The sequence below is a fragment of the Streptomyces sp. H27-H1 genome (assembly GCF_026627445.1).
GTDB lineage: Bacteria > Actinomycetota > Actinomycetes > Streptomycetales > Streptomycetaceae > Streptomyces.
In genome coordinates, this window is record NZ_JAPNLJ010000008.1 from 89,469 (window position 1) to 109,626 (window position 20,158).

Annotated in this window: 16 protein-coding genes; 9 read left to right on the forward strand and 7 right to left on the reverse strand. The window is 72.1% G+C overall.

Going from position 1 to position 20,158, the window contains the following annotated elements:
• Positions 1-68: 68 nt before the first annotated feature.
• On the reverse strand, positions 69-929 hold the full coding sequence (locus OTB20_RS11065) for a glycosyltransferase (RefSeq protein WP_267816840.1): 861 nt from the start codon (positions 927-929) through the stop codon (positions 69-71).
• A 417-nt stretch (positions 930-1,346) separates the two neighbouring features.
• Here OTB20_RS11065 and OTB20_RS11070 point away from each other — a divergent pair, with 417 nt between their 5' ends.
• The 7 genes from OTB20_RS11070 (at position 1,347) to OTB20_RS11100 (ending at position 10,941) form a co-directional block, all read left to right on the forward strand.
• A complete protein-coding gene (locus tag OTB20_RS11070) occupies positions 1,347-2,447 on the forward strand; it encodes a Gfo/Idh/MocA family protein (RefSeq protein ID WP_267816842.1) in 1,101 nt (366 codons plus the stop codon).
• An 88-nt stretch (positions 2,448-2,535) separates the two neighbouring features.
• Positions 2,536-3,522, forward strand: coding sequence for an NAD-dependent epimerase/dehydratase family protein (locus tag OTB20_RS11075; RefSeq protein WP_267816845.1), 987 nt, complete (start codon positions 2,536-2,538; stop codon positions 3,520-3,522).
• On the forward strand, positions 3,519-4,670 hold the full coding sequence (locus OTB20_RS11080) for a DegT/DnrJ/EryC1/StrS family aminotransferase (protein ID WP_267816847.1): 1,152 nt from the start codon (positions 3,519-3,521) through the stop codon (positions 4,668-4,670). The genes OTB20_RS11075 and OTB20_RS11080 overlap by 4 nt, the downstream gene beginning before the upstream one ends.
• Positions 4,667-5,449 carry a NeuD/PglB/VioB family sugar acetyltransferase gene (locus tag OTB20_RS11085; protein WP_267816849.1) on the forward strand — a complete coding sequence of 261 codons (783 nt, stop codon included), beginning with the start codon at positions 4,667-4,669 and terminating at the stop codon, positions 5,447-5,449. The genes OTB20_RS11080 and OTB20_RS11085 overlap by 4 nt, the downstream gene beginning before the upstream one ends.
• Positions 5,446-6,561 (forward strand): DegT/DnrJ/EryC1/StrS family aminotransferase, encoded by a 1,116-nt coding sequence (locus OTB20_RS11090; protein WP_267816851.1) that lies wholly within the window; start codon positions 5,446-5,448, stop codon positions 6,559-6,561. The genes OTB20_RS11085 and OTB20_RS11090 overlap by 4 nt, the downstream gene beginning before the upstream one ends.
• A gap of 46 nt (positions 6,562-6,607) precedes the next feature.
• Positions 6,608-9,898, forward strand: coding sequence for a DUF4082 domain-containing protein (locus tag OTB20_RS11095; RefSeq protein WP_267816853.1), 3,291 nt, complete (start codon positions 6,608-6,610; stop codon positions 9,896-9,898).
• Positions 9,895-10,941: a glycosyltransferase family 2 protein gene (locus OTB20_RS11100; protein WP_267816855.1), complete on the forward strand. Its 1,047-nt coding sequence runs from the start codon at positions 9,895-9,897 to the stop codon at positions 10,939-10,941. The genes OTB20_RS11095 and OTB20_RS11100 overlap by 4 nt, the downstream gene beginning before the upstream one ends.
• Before the next feature lie 56 nt (positions 10,942-10,997).
• On the opposite strand, the gene OTB20_RS11105 is transcribed toward OTB20_RS11100, so the two are convergent.
• The gene (locus OTB20_RS11105) at positions 10,998-11,684 is read right to left on the reverse strand and encodes a hypothetical protein (RefSeq protein WP_267816857.1); all 687 of its coding nucleotides are present in this window, start codon (positions 11,682-11,684) and stop codon (positions 10,998-11,000) included.
• Positions 11,685-11,766: 82 nt separating this feature from the next.
• Here OTB20_RS11105 and OTB20_RS11110 point away from each other — a divergent pair, with 82 nt between their 5' ends.
• Positions 11,767-13,803 carry an O-antigen ligase family protein gene (locus tag OTB20_RS11110; protein WP_267816859.1) on the forward strand — a complete coding sequence of 679 codons (2,037 nt, stop codon included), beginning with the start codon at positions 11,767-11,769 and terminating at the stop codon, positions 13,801-13,803.
• Positions 13,737-14,717: a glycosyltransferase family 2 protein gene (locus OTB20_RS11115; RefSeq protein WP_267816861.1), complete on the forward strand. Its 981-nt coding sequence runs from the start codon at positions 13,737-13,739 to the stop codon at positions 14,715-14,717. Before OTB20_RS11110 ends, OTB20_RS11115 begins: the two co-directional genes overlap by 67 nt.
• A gap of 23 nt (positions 14,718-14,740) precedes the next feature.
• Here OTB20_RS11115 and OTB20_RS11120 read toward each other — a convergent pair whose 3' ends face one another.
• The 5 genes from OTB20_RS11120 to wecB all read right to left on the reverse strand — a co-directional run bounded on the left by OTB20_RS11120 (position 14,741) and on the right by wecB (position 20,155).
• Positions 14,741-15,547 (reverse strand): glycosyltransferase family 2 protein, encoded by an 807-nt coding sequence (locus OTB20_RS11120; protein WP_267816863.1) that lies wholly within the window; start codon positions 15,545-15,547, stop codon positions 14,741-14,743.
• Between the two features lie 44 nt (positions 15,548-15,591).
• Positions 15,592-16,710, reverse strand: coding sequence for a hypothetical protein (locus OTB20_RS11125; RefSeq protein WP_267816865.1), 1,119 nt, complete (start codon positions 16,708-16,710; stop codon positions 15,592-15,594).
• A 4-nt stretch (positions 16,711-16,714) separates the two neighbouring features.
• Positions 16,715-18,220, reverse strand: a complete 1,506-nt coding sequence (locus tag OTB20_RS11130) for an oligosaccharide flippase family protein (RefSeq protein WP_267816866.1) — start codon at positions 18,218-18,220, stop codon at positions 16,715-16,717.
• Entirely contained in the window at positions 18,217-18,975 is a 759-nt protein-coding gene (locus tag OTB20_RS11135) for a chain length determinant protein (RefSeq protein WP_267816868.1), read from the reverse strand. Before OTB20_RS11135 ends, OTB20_RS11130 begins: the two co-directional genes overlap by 4 nt.
• Before the next feature lie 64 nt (positions 18,976-19,039).
• A complete protein-coding gene (gene wecB, locus OTB20_RS11140; RefSeq protein ID WP_267816870.1) occupies positions 19,040-20,155 on the reverse strand; it encodes a non-hydrolyzing UDP-N-acetylglucosamine 2-epimerase in 1,116 nt (371 codons plus the stop codon).
• Positions 20,156-20,158: the final 3 nt, after the last annotated feature.

The window sequence follows — 20,158 nt, forward strand, 5'->3', positions numbered from 1 at the left end:
ACGGGCCAACTGGGCGGCATACGACCCGATTCGGCCCCTCGCCCCGCTGCCCGGCAGGCTGTCCGCCCTCAGCCCTGCCGGCTGCTCTCGTCGCGCAGCCAGGTGGAGAAGTCCCCGGTCCGGATGGCCCTGCGGGCTCCCCGGCGTGCCGCGAGGGCCGCCACGACGAACACCGCGACCCCGGGAAGCAGCCGCGGCTGGGCCCGGAGCAGCGCGCGCAGGTCTCCCGTACCGGTGCGCGCGGACGGTACGGAGGCCCCGGGCCCTGAAGCCCGCCCGGCCTGGAACCGCTCCAGCTCGGCCGAGGAAGTCGCCGCCCGCACGCGCCGTTTGATCAGATCGCCCCAGGTGCGCGGCGGAAGGACCACCACCCTGGCCGACTCCACCACCCGGCGCTCTCCCGGCGCGAAGGCCAGGGACGCGGCCAGGTCGTCCGCCATCAGCGGCGGCAGGGCGGCGAGCCGGGCGTGTCCCGGTTCGGACACTGCGATGACCCCGCGCCCGAACAGCCCCTCGCGGACGGCCGGCAGCAGCTGCCAGACCCGGTAGTACGCCCGGACCGGCCAGGCGCAGCCGGCCAGCGGAATGTCCCGGCCCGGGGCCGCGGCGAGCAGGTCCGGGCTGGTGGCGAGGGCTTCGGCCAGGGCCCGTACATCGGCCGCGCCGACCACGACGTCGGCGTCCACGTACAGCCGGGGGAAGCCCCGGGCGTGCTCGTCGCCGACCCGAAGTGCCGTGTGTTTGGAGGGGGTCGGGATCTCCACGACCCGTACCCCGGGGCCGCGGGCGCCCGCCACCGCGGCGGTGTCGTCCGTACAGCCGTTGCACACCACGACGATGTCGGGTCCCGGGGCCTCGGTCAGGAGCGCGTCGAGGAGCCGGCCGATGACCCGGCCCTCGTTGTGGGCCGGGATCACGATGCTGGTCACCCCGGAAGTATGCATGCCCGAACGCCCGTACCGACCGATTCCTCCAACTCTCCCCGGGGGTACGCCCCGTGGTCTAGATTGAGCGCAGCCGACCGGATTCGGCGTGCTTCGGCAATGCTGCGATCCATGCTGCAGTCCAGTCGGCGCAGGGTAGTTGGGGCGGGTTCGGGCTGGGCGGCTTGGGGGAACAGGCTGCCCGTCCGTGGCCAGGCCGGCGCGAGGGGTGCCGGGCGGCCGGGGGGCGGAAGTACGTAGAAGACGTACGGCATCGGTCGTGGGGGCCATCACCATCGGGCGGGTCGCGCACGGGTCGCACAAGCGCCCGGCGTGCCCTCGACGGCACCCTCTTCCTTCGCACGCGTCCCGGCCATGGGTCGTGACACGCCCGCGGGCGTGCGCGCAAGGAAGGGGAACGCTGTGAAGGACACCGCGAAGGACGTCGGGCGGGACACCGCGAGTGCGGGTGCGGCAGGGACCGGGCCGTTAGGCGTCGCCGTCGTCGGAGCGGGCTACTGGGGCCCCAACCTGGTCCGCAACTTCCAGTCCAGTCCGGAGTTCCGGCTCCGCTGGCTCTGTGATCTGAACGTCGACCGGGCCCGGCAGGTGCTCGGTGGCTACTCGACGGTCCAGGCGACCTCGGACTACGCGGCGGTCCTCGCGGACCCGGCCGTCGACGCCGTCGCCGTGGCCACCCCGGCCGGCACCCACCTCGACGTCGCCCTGGCCGCCCTGCGCGCCGGGAAGCACGTCCTCGTGGAGAAGCCGCTCGCCGCCACCTACGAGGACGGACTGCGGCTGGTCCACGAGGCCGAGGAACGCGGCCTCACCCTGATGTGCGACCACACCTACTGCTACACCCCGGCGGTGGCCCGCATCCGGGACATGGTCCGCTCCGGTGAACTCGGCGATATCCAGTTCGTCGACTCCGTCAGGATCAACCTCGGGCTGGTCCAGAAGGACATCGACGTCCTGTGGGACCTGGCCCCCCACGACCTCTCGGTCCTCGACTTCATCCTCCCGGACAACGTCCACCCGGTCGCCGTCGCCGCGCACGGCGCCGACCCGATCGGGGCCGGCCAGTCCTGCGTGGCCTACCTGACGCTCCAGCTCAACACCGGCGCCATCGCGCACGTGCACGTCAACTGGCTGTCCCCGGTGAAGGTCCGCACCACGATGGTCGGCGGCTCCAAGCGCACCCTGGTGTGGGACGACCTCAACCCGACCCAGCGGGTCGCGGTGTTCGACCGGGGAGTCGACCTCACGGCCCCGCAGGAGATCGGCGCCGACGAACGCCGCGACATGCTCGTCTCCTACCGGACCGGCGACATGGTGGCCCCCGCGCTCGGCGAGAAGGAGGCCCTGCGCAGCATGGTCGAGGAGTTCGCCGCGGCGATCAGGAACCGGCGGCCGGCACTCACCGACGGACGCGCCGGACTCCAGGTGCTCGACATCCTCGAAGCGGCCTCCCGCAGCCTGGAGTTCCGCGGAGCCGTCGTCGGACTGCGCACCGGCCGTTGACCGCCCGGCATTCCACCCGGCCGGCGGCCGCGTACGGCGCGCAGGCCACAGCAGGGAACACCATGACCGACTCAGTAGGGGCAGGGCGTTGAGCAGCGTACGAGGCAAGAGGATTCTGGTCACCGGCGGAGCGGGCACCATCGGCTCGCACCTGGTGGACCTGCTGGTGGACAACGGGGCACGGGAGATCACCGTGCTCGACAACTTCGTACGGGGGCGCGCCGCGAACCTCGCCCGCGCCCTGCCCAGCGGCCTGGTCAATCTCGTCGAGGGCGATATCCGGGACATATCCGCCGTGCGCAAGGCGACCGAGGGAGCCGACCTGGTCTTCCACCTGGCGGCCATCCGGATCACCCAGTGCGCCGAAGAGCCGCGGCTGGCCAACGAGGTGATGGTCGACGGCACGTTCAACGTCCTGGAGGCCGCGGCAGCCGCCGGCGTGGGCAAGGTCATCGCCTCCTCCTCGGCCTCGGTCTACGGGATGGCGGAGTCCTTTCCGACCACCGAGCGCCACCACGCCTACAACAACGACACCTTCTACGGGGCCGCGAAGGCCTTCAACGAGGGCGTGCTGCGCAGTTTCCACGCCATGTACGGACTGGACTACGTCGCACTGCGCTACTTCAACGTGTACGGCCCCCGGATGGACATCCACGGGCTCTACACCGAAGTCCTGATCCGGTGGATGGAGCGGATCGCCGCGGGCGAACCGCCGCTGATCCTCGGCGACGGCACGCAGACCATGGACTTCGTCCACGTCAGGGACATCGCCAGGGCCAACCTGCTGGCCGCCGAATCGGACCTGACCGACGAGGTGTTCAACGTCGCGAGCGGCTCCGAGACCAGTCTGCTCGACCTGGCGCTCGGCCTGCTGGAGGCGATGGGCGCCGAGGGCCTGGTGCCCGAGCACGGACCGGCCCGCGCCGTGAACGGCGTGACCCGCCGGCTCGCGGACACCTCGGGGGCCGCCGGGCGCCTCGGCTTCACGGCCGAGATCGACCTGCGCAGCGGGCTCCGGGACCTGGTGGACTGGTGGCGGGCCGAGCGCGCCGCGGACGCGGAGGCCGGCCGATGAGCGCCCAGGACGCCCCCGCCCGCATCCCCGTCATGATCCCGTGGCTCGGAGAGGACGAGGCACGGGCAGCCGCGGACGCGGTCCTCTCCGGCTGGGTGGCCCAGGGACCCAGGGTCGCCGAGTTCGAGCGGGCCTTCGCCGAGCGGGTGGGTGCGGAACACGGCATCGCGGTGAGCTCGTGCACCACCGCCCTGCACCTCGCGCTGATCGCCCTGGACCTCGGCCCGGGCGACGAGGTCGTCGTCCCCTCGCTGTCGTTCATCGCCACGGCCAACGCGGTGCGCTACGTGGGTGCGCACCCGGTGTTCGCGGACGTCGAGGAGGCCACCGGGAACCTGACCCCGGCCACCGTGGACGCCGTCCGGACCCCGCGCACCAAGGCGGTCATCGCCGTCCACCAGGGCGGGGTACCCGCCGACGTGCACGCCCTGCGCGCCCTCTGCGCCGACCGGGGCATCGCGCTGGTGGAGGACGCCGCCTGCGGCATCGGCGCCACCGTCGGCGGCAAGTCCGTCGGCCAGGGGGCGCTGCTGGCGGCCTGGTCCTTCCACCCCCGCAAGGTGATCACCACCGGCGAGGGCGGCATGGTGACCACGGACGACGCCGAGTGGGCCGAGCGGCTGCGCAGGCTCCGCGAGCACGGCATGAACGTGTCCGCGGCGCAGCGGCACGCGAGCAGCAAGCCGATCGCCGAAAGCTACCTGGAGGTCGGCTACAACTACCGGATGACCGACATCCAGGCCGCGGTCGGCCTGGTGCAACTGGGCAAACTCGACGAGATCGTGGCCCGCAGACGCTTCCTCGCCGACCGGTACGCACGGCTCCTCGCCGGGATCACGGGCCTGACCCCGGTCCGCGACCCCGGTCACGGCGAGGGCAACTTCCAGTCGTACTGGGTTCTCCTGGCCGAGGACTTCCCCGTGGGCCGGGACGAGCTGCTCGCGGTACTGGCCGAAGCCGGGGTCTCGGCCCGGCGCGGGATCATGGCCTCCCACCTGGAGCCGGCGTACGCCGGGCACGGCGCGGCGGCGCTGCCCGTGACCGAGCGGCTCAGCCGGGACTCGCTGATCCTGCCGCTGTTCCACACCATGACCGAGGAGCAGCAGGACCGGGTGGTGGCGGTGCTGCACAGACAGGCCGGCGGATGACCGGCGCGGCCGGGCCGGCCGGGGCCGCCGGCGAGGAACTGCTGATCGTCGGGGCAGGCGGTTTCGCCCGGGAGACCGCCCAGGCCGTACGGGACGCGGCCGCCGCCGCCCTGGCGGCGGGCCGGCCCCCGCGCTGGCGGCTCGCCGGGCACCTCGACGACGATCCGGCTCTGCACGGCCTGGACATCGACGGCGTACCCGTGCTGGGCCCCGGCGCGCTGGTGCACGAATGCCCGGCCGCCCGCGTGGTGGTCTGCGTGGGCAGCCCCCGCGACTACGCGGTACGGGCCCGCCTGGTACGGCGCCTGGCGCTGCCCGAGAGCCGGTACGCCACCGTGGTCCACCCCACGGCGGCCCTCTCCGGGACCAGCGTCCTCGGCCCCGGCACGGTGCTGCTCGCGCACAGCGTGCTGACGGCGGCGGTCCGGGTGGGGTCCCACGTGGCGGTCATGCCGCACGTGGTCCTCACCCACGACGACACGGTCGGCGACTTCGCGACCCTGGCCTCCGGGGTCCGCCTCGGCGGCGGGGTGCGGGTCGGACGCGGAGCCTACGTGGGCGCCGGCGCGATGGTCCGGGAGTACACGACGGTCGGCGCCTGGTCGCTGACCGGGATGGGAAGCACGGTCCTGGCCGACGTGCCGGCCGGCGAGGTGTGGGCCGGAAGCCCCGCCCGCCGACTGCGCGAGGCGGGGGGCCCGGCGCTCGACGAGTTGCGGGCCGACGCGTTGGAGACCGGCCGGAGGCCGGAGACACGGATGGGGAGCACAACCGGATGAACCAGATACCGCTCGTCGACCTGAAAGCGGCGCACGCCGAGGTCGCGGAGGAATTACGCGCGGGATTCGACCGGGTGCTGGCCGACACCGCCTTCATCGGCGGCGAGGAGGTCCGGGCCTTCGAGCGCGAGTACGCGGCCTTCGCCGGAGTCGGGCACTGCGTCGGCGTGGCCAACGGCACCGACGCGCTGGAACTTGCCCTGAGGGCCAGCGGGGTGGGTGTCGGCGACGAGGTCGTCCTGCCCGCGAACACGTTCATCGCCACCGCCGGCGCCGTCGCCAGGATCGGCGCCCGCCCGGTCCTCGCCGACTGCCTCCCCGACACCCTGCTGCTGGATCCGCAGGCCGCGCTCGACGCGGTCACCAGGGCCACCCGGGCAGTGGTCCCGGTCCACCTGTACGGACAGTGTGCCGACGCCGCCGCACTGGCCGCGAGCCTGCCCTCCTACGCCAAGGTCGTCGAGGACGCCGCGCAGAGCCAGGGCGCCGCCCGCGAGGGCCGCACCCCCGGCAGCGGCGGGATCGCCGCGACCAGCTTCTACCCCGGCAAGAACCTCGGCGCGTACGGGGACGCGGGCGCGGTGGTGACCGACGACGAGGAGGCCGCCGACCTGGTCCGGGCGCTGGCCAACCACGGCGGCGTCGCCAAGTACCGGCACGACGTGGCCGGTTTCAACAGCCGGCTCGACGGTCTGCAGGCCGTGGTGCTGCGGGCCAAACTGGCCCGGCTCGCCGAGGGGAACGAGGCGCGCCGGACCGCCGCCGCCCGCTACGACGGGCTCCTGGCGGACCTGGCGGTCACAGGACGCCTCACCCTGCCGGTCACCGAGCCGGGCAACGTCCACGTATGGCACCTGTACGTCGTCCGCGTCAGCGGCGCGGACCGCGACGCGGTCGTCGGCAAGCTCAACGCGGAGGGCATCGGCGCCGGCGTGCACTATCCGGCCCCCGTACACCTCACCCCGGCCTTCGCCCACCTCGGCCACCGCCGCGGGGCCTTCCCGCACGCCGAACTGGCCGCCGACCGGATGCTTTCCCTCCCGCTCTTCCCGCAGATCACCGCCGCCCAACAGCAGCGGGTCGTGGACGCGCTCGCAGCAGCCCTGCGCTGACGCCCGGCGTCGACTCACAAAGCCCCACTCCCAAATGAGGATGCGGATGAACAGACGGACAAGGCTGCTGCGGTACGGGCTCTTCACCGTGGTCGCGGCCCTGATGGCGGCGGCGCTGCCGCCATCCGTGGCGGCCGCGGCGGACCCGTGCGGCCCCGGAACCAACGCCATCGTGTGCGAGAACTCCAAGGCGGGCACGCCGATGTCCGACTGGTTCGCACCCAGTGCCTACGGGGACATCAAGGGCTTCCCGGCCCAGACGAGCGTGCAGGCCGGCGAGACCCTGCAGTTCAAGGTCCAGTCGCCGACCGCGTACAAGGTGTCGGTCTACCGGCTCGGCCACTACGGAGGTGACGGCGCCCGCCTGATGTCGACCGCGGCCCAGGCCGCCCAGACCTACCCGTCGAACTTCCCGCAGGGGGGCAGCCCGCACAGCTGCACCACCAAGGCATCCACCGGCCTGGTCGACTGCGGCAACTGGCCCGTCACCTCGACGTGGACGGTGCCCTCCGACGCCGTCTCCGGCCTCTACATGGCCAACTTCGACCAGGCCGACGGCAACGGGGTCATGCCCTACCCGTTCGTGGTCCGGAGCGACTCCAGCCACTCCGACATCGTCGTGCAGACCGCCGACCAGACCTGGCAGGCGTACAACAACTACGGCGGCCAGGACCTGTACGACGGCGCCGGACCCGCGCCCGACGGCCGTGCCTACGAGGTCAGTTACAACCGGCCGATGGACATCGGCGGCGAGAACGGGATCTACGGCTCCGAGTACCAGATGATCTCCTGGCTGGAGCGCAACGGGTACGACGTGAGCTACATGTCGGGCATCGACATGTCGACCAAGGGTGCGACCCAGCTGCAGAACCACAAGGTGTTCATGTCCTCGGGGCACGACGAGTACTGGACCCAGGACCAGTTCACCAACGCCCTGAACGCACGTCACGCAGGCGTCAACCAGACCTACTTCAGCGGCAACGAGGTGTTCTGGAAGACCCGCCTCGCCCCCAGCATCGACGGGGCCAACACGGCGAACCGGACCCTGGTCTGCTACAAGGAGACCAAGCTCTCCTTCCCGCAGCCCAACGGCATCCCCGACCCGAGCGGGATCTGGACGGGCACCTTCATGGATCCGGCCAGCTCCACGAACGGGCGGCCCTACCAGCCGCAGAACCAGGTGACCGGCTCGCTGTTCAGCGTGAACGGCTACCGCAGCGACGCGATCACCGTGCCCGGCGCGTTCGCCAAGATGCGCCTGTGGAGGGGCACCACCGTCGCGAACCTGACCCCCTCCCAGACCGCCACCTTCCCCGTCGGCACGCTCGGCTACGAGTGGGACAGTGACGTGGAGGACGCGGCGCGCCCGGCCGGGCAGATCGCCATGTCGTCCACCACGGTGGACATCAACGACGGCAAGTACCGCCTCGACTACGGGAACACCTACGGCAACGGGACCGCGACGCACAGCCTGGTCGCCTTCCGGGACCAGATCTCGCACGCCCTGGTCTTCGGAGCGGGCACCGTGCAGTGGTCCTGGGGCCTGACCAACATGCCGACCGGCAATCCGGACGACGCGGTGGTCACCGAGGACAAGCGGATGCAGCAGGCGACGGTGAACATCTTCGCCGACATGGCGGTCCAGCCGAAGTCCCTGCAGAGCAACCTGCTCGTGGCCACCGCCTCCACGGACACCACCGGCCCGGTCATCACCGTGACCAGCCCCGCGGCGAACGCCACGGTGCCCGCGCTGCGGCCCGTGACCATCACCGGAGCCGCCTCCGACAGTGGCGGCGTCGTGGCCCGCGTGGAGGTCTCCACCGACGGCGGAACCACCTGGAAGGCCACTACGGGCATCGGGTCCTGGAGCTACAAGTGGACCCCCACCACCCCCGGAGCCGCGCAGATCAAGGTCCGCGCGGTGGACGACAGCGTCAACATCGGCGCCACCACCATCGTGCCGCTGACCGTGGGTCCGCAGCAGTGCCCCTGCACCGTCTGGCCGGCCGCGGCCGTACCGGGAACGGTCAACGCCGGTGACGGCAGCGCCCTTGAGCTCGGCGTGAAGATCCGCTCCTCCGTACCCGGTTCGATCACCGGCGTCCGCTTCTACAAGTCCCCGGCCAACACCGGCACCCACACCGGCAGCCTGTGGAGCAGCACCGGCCAGCGCCTGGCCACGGGCACCTTCACCAACGAGACGGCGTCCGGCTGGCAGCAGCTGAACTTCTCCTCACCCGTCCCGGTCAAGGCCAACACCACCTACGTCGCCTCCTACTTCGCCCCGGGCGGCGGGTACTCCTACGACACCACCTTCGCCTCCTCCGACGCGGGGCTGGCTCCGCTCACCGCGCTGAAGAGCGGAACCGACGGCGGCAACGGCGTCTACCGCTACAGCGGCACCGGCGGGTTCCCGTCCACCGCCTCGTCCGGCAGCAACTACTGGGTCGACGCGGTCCTGGACACCGCCACCGCGAGTACGACGCCCCCGACCGTCACCTCGACCACACCGCAGTCGGCGGCGACCGGCACCGCGATCACCACGACGGTGAAGGCCACCTTCAACTCGGCCGTGGACGAGGACACCCTGGTGTTCACCGTCAAGGATCCCGGCGGCGCCACCGTCCCGGGCAGCAAGCTCCTCGAGGCGTCCAACAGCGCCGGCTTCACCCCCTCCACCGAACTGGCGCTCAACACCACCTACACGGCATCGGTTCAGGTCGCCGACCTGTGGGGCAACGCCATGGCCGCGCCGGTCACCTGGACCTTCACCACCAGCACGAGCCCACCGGCGGTGAACTGCCCCTGCACGCTGTGGGGCCCGAACGCCACACCTACCACCGCCAACGTCGGCGACGACACCAACTCCGTCGAACTGGGTACCCGCTTCCAGTCCACAGTCGGCGGCTACGTCACCGGCGTCACCTTCTACAAGGGCCCCGGGAACACCGGCACGCACACCGGCAGTCTCTGGTCCTCCAGCGGAACGCTCCTGGCCACCGGAACCTTCGGCAGCGAGACCGTGTCCGGCTGGCAGCAGCTGCACTTCACCACCCCGGTGGCCATCACCGCGAACACCGAGTACGTGGCCTCGTACCACGCGCCGAACGGCAAGTACTCCGTGGACGGCGGCTACTTCACCGCGGCGCACCGCTCCTACCCGCTGGTGGCCCCCGCGGACGGCAGCGGCGGGGCCAACGGGCTCTACAAGTACGGCTCGGCCACGGTCTTCCCGGCCAACACCTTCGGATCGGTGAACTACTGGGTCGGCCCGGTCTTCACCACCACGGCTCCCGCCGGACTCACGGAGGGATCCACGGAGGTGACCGGCCAGTGAGCACCGTCAGCGTGGTGATCCCCTGCTACAAGTACGGCCACTTCCTGGCCGACTGCGTCAAGAGCGTCCTGGACGAGCAGGAGGGCGTCGACGTACGGGTACTGATCATCGACGACGCCTCCCCCGACGACTCCGCGGAGGTCGCGCGCGCCCTGGCGGCCGCCGACCCCCGGATCGAGGTCCGGGTCCACGAGCGCAACCGGGGTCACATCGCCACCTACAACGAGGGCCTGCTGGAGTGGGCGGACGGGGACTACGTCGCCCTGCTCTCCGCCGACGACCGGCTGGTCCCCGGCGCCCTGGTACGCGCCGCGGCCCTGCTCGACGCCCACCCGGAAGCCGGGTTCGCCTACGGCAGGCCGCTGCGGTTCCAGCACGGCGGGCCGCTACCCGAGGCTCGCACGCGAAGCACCGGCTCGGTGGTCTATCCGGGGCGCTGGTGGCTGGAGCGGCGCTTCCGGGAGGGCACCGGGTGCATCACCTCACCCGAGGTGGTCGTACGCACCAGCCTCCAGCAGAAGGTCGGCGGCTACGACCCGGAGCTTCCGCACGCCGGGGACATCGAGATGTGGATGCGGCTCGCGGCCCACGCCGACGTGGGCTACGTACGGGGCGCCGACCAGGCCTTCTACCGGGTCCACGGCAACAACATGTCCACCACGGACTTCGGCGGACAGCTCGACGACCTCCGCCAGCGCCTCGTCGCCTTCGACTCGGTGCTGGAGAAGTGCGGCGGACTGATCCCGGAGTCCGGCCGGCTCTCGACGGCGGCCCGTACCCGGCTCGCCCGGTACGCCCTGCGGCGCGCCTACCGGGCCTACGACCGCGGGCGCACCGGGCTGGTCCCGGTCGAGGAGCTGGAGGCCTTCGCCGCCGAATGCCTGCCGCAGTACGCCTCGCTCGCCGAGTACGGGGCGCTGCGCCGGCGCCGGCGGATCGGGGCCCGCATGATGCCCTACCTCCAGCCGCTGGTGCTCTCGGCCGTCGCCGACCGGGGACGCGAATGGCTCTGGTGGCAGTCCTGGAAGCGCCGAGGGATCTGATGACACCGCACCACCGCCCCGCTCCAGGGGCGTTGGCGGCCGGGCGGCCCGCGCTCTCAGCGGGCCGCCGCGGCCGTCTCCGCGGCGTTCCCGTCCCGCCCGGGCCCGGCCGCGGCGCGTTCGCGCCGGCGCCGGCCGAGGCCCGCCAGGAACTGATCGCTCCACAGGGCGCAGGCCGCCCCGGCGACCAGTGCCAGCACCGCCGTCCCGGCCAGTCCGCGGCTCTTGGTCCCGGTCTGCGCGACCGCGGACGGCGGTACGAGAAGGGTGACGCTCATCCGGCCCGCCGCAGGGATCCGCTGCTCGGCCTGCATGTCCGAGAGGTGCTTTCCGTAGACCTCGACGACCGTTCGCACCGAACGGTCGGCCGTGGCCGGATCCGTGTGCTCGGCCTGGATCTGGAGGGAGGGGATCAGATAGCGCGGGGTGACACTGGTGCCGCTGTTGCGCGGGATCAGCCGGTAGGTGCCGGCCACCCCGGCGGCGCGCAGTTCGGCCTCCCCGTCGGAGGAGTCCAGCTGCTGGACCGCGGCGAGGGAGACGGCGGCGAGCGGCGGCTGCAGATTGGCGAGCTGGTTGGGCTGATTGCTCGTCACCGGCGGCTTCAGGACGACGATCGCGGTGCTCACGTAGGTCGTGGTGGGCCGGAGCACCTGGAGCGCCCCGATGGCCGCGAGCACTCCCGCCAGGACCAGCACGTACCAGCGCCGGCGCAACGTGCGGAACAGCTCACCAGGCGACACAGGATTCCTTCCGTCGTGTCCGATCTTCCCAGGACGCCGGGCGACACGCCATTGGTTCCAGGGCAGTTGGGAGGATTTGTTCGTGAACATCGGTGAGATAGGCGCGGTACTGCGGCGCCGCTGGTACGTCATGGGACCCCTGACGCTGCTCGGACTCCTCGCGGGCGCGCAGCTCTACGAGTCGGTCCCGGTGGCCTACCAGTCCCAGAGTTCGGTGGCCCTGCTCGACTCCACGGCCGTGGCCGCACTGGCCCCCGCCTTCGGCAACCCCATCGCCAACGCGGGCGGTTCGCTCGTGGTGACCGCCGACGTGCTCATCAGGACCCTGTCGGGCGCCGACGCGGCACGGGACCTGCACGGTCTCGGGGTGAGCGACCCCTATACGGTCGGCTTCGCCGCGAACGCCTCGGGCCCGATGCTCACGCTGACCGTCACGGGCACCGACCGGGACAAGGTGCTCAAGGAGACCAGTGCGCTCACCGCCTTCGCCGGGGAGCAGCTCAACGCCCTGCAGGCGGCGGCCAAGGTACAGCCCGCGTACTTCGTGCAGACGGCCCCCGTGGTCCTGCCGCAGACCCCGAAACCGCAGCTCAAGGCCCGCTACCAGCAGGTACTGGCCGTGGTCATCGCCGGCGTGGTCGCCGGATTCACCTCCTCCTTCGTCGCGGAGAGCCTGCTGGGGGCCCGTCGGCGCAGGCGTGAGGCCGCCGCCGAGGCCGGCAGGGCCAGGACCCAGGTGCGCAGGAGGACGCGGGCTCGCGAGCTGGACGCCACCGCCCTGCTCACCGGCTATCTGGGGCTGGCCTTCTTCATCCCCTCCAACCTGACCCTGCCCGGCCTGGGCGGCGTGGGCACCCCCGCCAACGTCTTCGCGCTGCTGGCGCTGTTCTGGTACCTGGCGACCTGGCTGACCGGCCGGATCAGACCGGCCCCCGGCACCCGGCTGCCCCGGATCGCGATGTGGCTGCTGGCCGTGTCGGTCCTGGCCTCGTACCTGGCGAACGCCTCCCGGGGCAGCTCGCACAAGGAGGTGCTGGGCGCCGACCGGGGGCTGATCGGACTGCTGGTCTGGGTGTCGCTGGTGGTACTGGTCTCCGCCGGCATCCAGGACCGGGCCCGCCTGGACGTACTGTTGCGGCGGGCCGTCGTCATGGGTGCGGTGGTCGCGGCCATCGGCTACTACGACTTCTTCACCGCGACGAACATCGCCGAGAAGATCAGCATCCCGGGGCTCCAGTCGAGCGTCGCGCAGATCACCACCCTGGACCGCGGGGCGTTCACCCGGCCCCGCTCCACCACCGCCCAGCCGCTGGAGTTCGGCGGCATGCTCGCCCTGCTGCTGCCCTTCGCCGTGCAGCAGGCCTTCGATCCGGTCCGCGCCCAGCTGAGCCGCTGGCGCCGCTGGGCGCCGGTGGCGCTGATGGGCGGCGCCCTGCCGCTGACGGTGTCGCGGACCTCCATCATCGGGGCCCTGATCGTGGTGCTGGTGATGGTGCCGAGGTGGAAGCCGCAGCGCCGCTGGACCACCTTCGGCCTGCTGCTCGGCTCGGTGGCCGTCTTCAAGGTCCTCGTCCCCGGACTGATCGGCACGATCACCACGCTCTTCGCGTCCTTCGTGTCGAACTCCGACAGCAGCACCCAGGCCCGCACCGTCAAGTACAGCGCGATCGTGCCCTACTTGGAGGGTCATCCGCTGTTCGGGCGAGGCCTGGGGACCTTCACCCCCGACCTCTACTTCTTCACGGACAACCAGTACATGCTGACCCTGGCGGAGATGGGCCTGTTCGGCCTGCTCGCGCTCCTGGCACTGTTCCTCACCGGAATCCACCAGGGCGGGGCCATCCGCCGCCTCGCCGCCGACGAGTCCGACCGGGAGCTCGGCCAGGCCTTCTTCGCCTCGGCCCTCGTCGCCCTGGTCAGCGCGGCCACCTTCGACGCCCTCAGCTTCCCGATGTTCGCCGGGATGTTCTTCCTGACGATCGCCGCCGGAGGCAGTTACCTCGGCTTCATCCGGCGCGCCGCGCCCGAGCCGCCCCGAACCGTGGAGTCCCCGTGTCTTCCAGCAGCGCACCCTCCGGCCCGGACTCCGGTCACCAGAACCGGGGTGCCGGCCCCGTAGCCGTCCTCGTCGTCACCTGGAACAGCGCCCGGGTGATACCCGAGTTCCTCGCATCCCTGCCGCAGGGCATGGCCGGGCTCGACTGGCGCCTCGTCGTCGCCGACAACGACTCCGCCGACGACACCGTGGACCTGATCCGGTCGCTGGCCCCGCAGACCACGGTCGTCCAGACCGGCCGCAACGCGGGCTACGCGGCCGGGGTGAACGCCGCCCTGGAAGCCGCCGCCGGATGGGACGGCGGCTTCCGCGCCGTCCTGGTGTGCAATCCGGACATCCGGATGCGGCGGGGCTGCGCGGAACTCCTCGTCGGCGCGCTCGGCGACCCCGTGGCCGGCGGAAGCGAGGTCGGGATCAGCGTCCCGCTGCTGTACGAGGAGGACGGGACGCTCCACTACTCGCTGCGCCGCGAGTCCCGGGTCACCCGCGCCCTGGGGGAGGCCGTGATCGGCAACCGCCGTGCGGGACGCTTCCCGCGGTGGAGCGAGCTGGTCACCGATCCGGGGGCGTACGGGCGCCGGACGGTCGCCGACTGGGCCACCGGCGCGCTGCTGGCGCTCTCCCGGGAGTGCCTGGAGGCCTGCGGCCCCTGGGACGAATCGTTCTTCCTGTACTCGGAGGAGACCGAGTACTGCCTGCGGGCCGGCGACCACGGCTTCGTCACCCGGCTCGAACCCGAGGCCTCTGCCGTCCACCTCGGCGGGGACTCGCAGGTCTCCCCGCGCCTGTGGACCCTGCTGACCCTCAACCGCGTCCGCCTCTACGGCCGTCGGAACTCGGCGGCGGCCACCGCGGCCTTCCGCGCGGCCGTGCTGCTACGGGAGACCTCCCGGGCGGCGCTCGGCCGCCCGGCGAGCCGGGCGGCGGCGCGGGCCCTGGCCAGCCCCTCCGCCCTGCGGGCCACCCCGGGACCCTGACCGCACCGGCCCCGGTCCCGGGCTCAGGCGGAGGGCGCCGGCCCGTCCCAGGCGGTGTAGAAGCTCTCCGGGTTGACCAGGTAGCGGACGGTGGGGTGGGGCAGGTGGCGGACCTCGTGGCGCCGGCTGTAGCGGCGTACGAGCTCCCAGTCCTCGCGGGGCAGGACCTCCGGGGTTCGCCGCAGCCGGCTGAAGTAAAGGGCCGGGGTGCGGCGCGCCACGAACGCGTTGGTGTCGAGGAAGGCCTCGTGCGCGGAGCGGCGCCGGTCGAAGGGCACCGACAACACGTCCCGCTGGGATCCGTCGGGGAGCATCCTGCGCAGCGCCGTGTAGACGGCGTCCGGTCCGCCCGGCGACTCCAGGGCCGTCAGGGCCTGCTCCAGATGATCCGGCTCCCACAGGTTGTCATCGTCCAGGAAGGCCACGTACCGCGAGCGGCTCAGCCGTATCCCCACATTGCGCACCACTCCGGCCGTGGCCGTGTTCCGGGCCAGCGACACCGCGAAGAGCCTTGGGTCCGAAGGCAGTTCGGGCAGTCCCGCACCGTCGTCCACGACGAGGACCACCTGGTCGGCCACGGTCTGCCCCAGGGCCGAGCGCACTGCCGCGCGCAGGGCCTCGGGGCGTCGGTGGGTGGCGATCACGGTGGCCACCAGGGCGGCCGGCGGCCGGCCCAGGAGCGCGCCGAGACGAATGGTCTCGGCGTTCTCGAAACGGCGCAGCCGCAGGGCCGAGGGGGCCAGCAGGATCTTGTTCCTGGTCTCGAAGAGCACCAGCCAGCCGAAGACCCGCTTGAGCAGCTCCCAGGGGGCCCGGGCGATCCGGCGCATTGAAGTCCTCTCGGTCGTTCGGGGGCGGGTCGGGGGCCCGGTCCTCAGGGGGCGGGTTCGGGTACGACGGGCCGCCCGTCCGTCATGCGATTGCCGCGCCACACGTTCCCGGCGCCGCCCGCGTTCCACGCGGCGACCGCCCCGTAGACCCCGCCGGCCAGGTGGTACTGGGCGGAGAACACGTTGTCCGTGACCTGGATGCCGGTGGCCCCCGGGCCGCCGCCGTAGAGCGCGTAGGCCCCGCCGGCCAGCCAGTTGTTGTCGACGATCACGTTGGAGACCACGCCGGTGTCGGCGAAGAGCCCCACCGCCGCGCTGGCACCGCGGTCGACCGGGACGGAGTTCAGCAGGGTGTTGTGGCGGACCGTCAGCCGCCCCTTGTTGCCGCCACCGCTGATCACGGCGTCGGTGTGCTGCCACTCACCGCCCTGGTTGCGGAAGGCGACGATGTCGTGGACGTAGTTGTCGTGCAGATTGCCCTGGCCCATGGACAGGGCGTTGCCGAACACCGAGACGTCGCACCAGCCGACCTCGACGGAGCTCTCGCCCATGTTGGAGACCGCGTAGTCCACGCCTCCGTTGTCGGGTCCCTTGCCGGGCTCGGCGGTGATCGTGGTGTGCAGGACCCGCAGGCCTTTGAAGCCCGGGCGGAGGTTGACTCCCCACCAGTTGGCCGAGGTGATCCTGCTGTCGATGATGGTGACGTCGTTCGCGTAGACGTCCAGGGAGCCCCGGATGTCCCAGCCCTTGATGACCATGCCGTCCGTCTTGACGGACATGTTCCCCGTGTCGTGCCGCTGCAGCGCGATCCGGGGGCCGGTGGTGCGCGCGTCGGGGAAGCCGCAGGCGCCGGGCGAGTCGGCGGTGCAGACCGGGCCAGGTGCGGGCGGCGCACTGCTGCCCGGCGGGGGAGTCGCGGACGGGGAGGCGGGGCTCGCGGGGCTCGCGGAGGGGCTCGGGCTCTTCGAGGCGGACGGTTCGGCGGAAGGTCCGGGCAGGGGCGGGGGCCTCGTCTCGCCGGGGCATTCCAGGGCGGTGTCCGGGCAGGAAGCTGCCGAGGGCTCGCTGCGGCCCGTCCGCTCGGCCTGGTAGAAGGCCAGGGCCGCGACCAGTAGGACCCCGGCCAGCAACCAGGCCCATAAGCGTTTGCGATGGCGTGCCATGACGCTAGATCCCTGCCTTCGCGGAGGTTGCGGCCGGCGCGGAGCCGCGCAGGAACCGGAGGCTTGGCAGGACGCACACGGCGTAGCACAGGACGGCCGCGGACCCGGTCGCGAGGAGCGCGAGGACGCCGTCGCCGAGGAGCGGTTCCAGACCGAGGACCAAGGCCGTCATCACCACGCCGCCGAGGAAGGGCCAGGCGCAGGCGCGCGCCACGGTACCCAGCCCGACGCCGCCCCGGTGCAGGGCGACGAGGAACACCGGTACCACGACGGATCCGGCGACCAGGAGGTGGCCCTGGGCCACCCCCTCGATCCCGCCCGCGTCGGCGCCGGCCATCAGCACCGGGACGAGGACGACGAGCCACAGCCCCTGTACTCCGATCAGGGAACGGCGGCGGCCGATGGCCACGAGGCAGTCGTAGGCCAGTTCGCAGCCGATCCGGACCAGCCCGAGCCCCATCAGCCACGGCAGTGCGGCGGCGGCGGGCAGCCAGCGCTCCCCGTAGACGAGTTCGACGATGGGTCCGGCGAGGGCGGCCAGCAGGACGCAGAGCGGCACCGTGGCCGTCATCACCACGCCGAGGGCCCGGCCGAATCCGGCGGCCAGGGCTCCCGGCCCCCCTCCGGTGTCGCTGTCGGCCAGCCGGGAGAACCCGGCGAAGGAGACCCGGCGGGCCGCCTCGGAGATGATCCGTACGGGCCAGCCGGAGATGTTGAAGGCGAGCACGTAGAAGCCCAGGGCCAGCTGGTCGAGGGCCGAACCCACCACCATGGTGTCCACGTTGACGACACCGAGGGCGAGCATGCTGGCCCCGGCGAGCGGGAGCCCGAAGCGCAGCAGGGCCCGCGCCTGGTCCGGGTCCCAGCCGAACCGCAGGGTGCCGGGCGCGGCCAGGCAGCAGCCGATGAGCGCTGCCACGTTGCCGGCCACGGAGCCCCAGGCGAAGCTCATCGCGCCGAAGCCCTCGGTGGCCAGCAGCAGGGTCACGGCCGTGCTGAGGACGAAGTTGACGGCGTCGATGGCCATGCGCTTGCCCTGCGCGAACTCCCGGGTGAGGAAGCCGGCGGGCACCTGCGAGAGCCCGTCGAGGACCACGCACACGCACATCACCCGCAGCACGCCCGAGGCCTCGGGCGAGCCGAGGACCCGGGCCACCAGGGGAGCCGCCGCGAACAGGCCCGCGTACAGCAGGCAGCTCGAGACGGCGCTCAGGGTGAGGACCGTCGGGGCGAAGCGGCGGGGGTCGCCCTCCCAGCGCACGATGGCGAGGGAGACCCCGAGCTCGTTCGCGGAGAGCAGGACCAGCAGGACCGTCTGGGCTATCCCGTAGACACCCCAGGCCTCGGGACCGAGGAAGAAGCGGGCGAGGATGATGCCGGTGACGAAATTGCCCAGGCGCATGACCATCGTGTTGACCAGGCTCCACCGGGCGGCGGATCCCACCTTCCGTCCCAGCGACGGCGCCTCGGGCGGGTCCTGGGCGGCGGTGTCCGTGGCGGGGGCGGTCACGGCGATGCCTTGGAGCGGAAGGCGGACGCGGGCAGGACCGTGAGCGCCATGGTCGACGCGGGGTCGGCCGGCTCGCCGGAGTCGGCGGGATCGGGATCGGGGGTCCGCGGCGGGCCGGAGTCGCCCGGTACGGGCCTGCGCCGGCCGGGCTTGTCGGTTTTGCGGCGCCGGGCCTGGACGAAGAAGGTGGCCACCAGGCTGAGTACGAAGCCCAGCGCCGACGCCATGACGAGGTACTGGAGCCGGGTCTTCGTCTGAGCCTCCGGCTTCTGCGGCGGCACGATCGTGGCCATGCGGATCATCGCCTCCGGGGTCACCGCCTGCTGCGCCTGGAACTCCTCCAGCCGCTTCGCGGCGTAGGTGGTGAAGAGCTGGTCCGACTTCAGGACGGCGGCCGGGTCGGTCCCGGTGACGCTCAGCCACATGAAGGGGCCCTGGGCGTTGTCGGCGATCTTCGCCTCGTACACGCCGCTGAGTCCCTGGGCCTTGAGGTCGGCCCGGGAATCGTCGGAGTTGAGGTTGCGGGCCAGTCCGTCGGCCATGCCCGTGAGCGAGGCCTGGGTGCTGAGGAAGGGGTTGCCGTCGAAGGCCACCGTGGCCTTCTTCGAGTTCAGGAGGGTCACCGTGCTCTGTGACACGTACTCCACCGGAACCAGCAGGTACACGCCGGTGACGAGCCCTGCCGTGAGCAGCAGCCCGGGCAGCAGCACGTACCAGCGCCTGCGCATGACCCGCCAGATCTCCGCGAGATCCATGGTCTTTCCCCCTCGCGGCGGCGTCGTGTCACGCACGCGCCGCCGCCCTGTGTCATTGCGGTGATTACGGTCGTGGGACGAGGTCGGTGGGCCGCGGCCGGGTCGCCGCGCTCCCGCCCTCCAGCAGCACCCGGGCGATGCGCTCGCTGGCGCGGCCGTCCCACAGTTCGGGACAGCGTGGCGCGGGAGGATCGTCGAGCACCCGGTGCACCGTGGCGGTGATGCGGTCCGGGTCGGTGCCCGCCAGGACGTTGGTGCCCTGTTCGACGGTGATCGGGCGCTCGGTGTTCTCCCGGAGGGTCACACAGGGCACGCCGAGGGCGGTGGTCTCCTCCTGTACGCCCCCGGAGTCGGTGAGCACCACCCGGGCGGAGTCCTGCAAGGCGATGAAATCGAGGTATCCGGCGGCCGGCACCAGTCGGATCCCGCCGGGTACGCCGATCTCGGCCAGCCGCTCGGCGGCCCGCGGGTGCACGGGCAGCAGCAGCGGGCAGCGCCCCGCGATCTCGCCCAGCGCCTTCAGCAAGCCGCGCAGGGCGCCCGGATCGTCCACATTGGCCGGCCGGTGCAGGGTGACCAGCCCGTACCCGCCGCGGGTGAGCCCGTAGCGGTCGAGGACGTCGGAGCGCCGCGCCCGGTCCAGGTTGGCGAGCAGGGTGTCGATCATGACGTTGCCGACGACGTGGATCTGGTCCTCCCGATACCCCTCCGACCGCAGGTTCGCGGCGGCGTCGGGGGAGGGGGCCAGCAGGTAGTCGCTGATCCGGTCGGTGGCGACCCGGTTGACCTCCTCGGGCATGCTCCAGTCCCGGCTGCGCAGACCCGCCTCCACGTGGGCCAGCAGCGGGCCGGCCTTCGCGGTGACCAGGGCGCAGGCGAGGGTGGAGTTGATGTCCCCGACCACGACGACCGCGTCCGGCTCCAGCTCTTCGAGCAGCGGCTCGAAGGCTTCCATCACCCGGCCGGTCTGCCGGGCGTGGGTGCCGGACCCGGCACCCAGGTACCGGTCGGGGGAGCGGATGCCGAGGTCGCGGAAGAAGACGTCGTTCATGGACTCGTCGTAATGCTGGCCGGTGTGGACGAGCACGACCTCGGCGCCGTGATGCTCCAGGGCGTCCATCACCGGTTTGATCTTCATGTAGTTGGGCCGGGCCCCGGCCACGCAGATGATTCTGGTCATGGG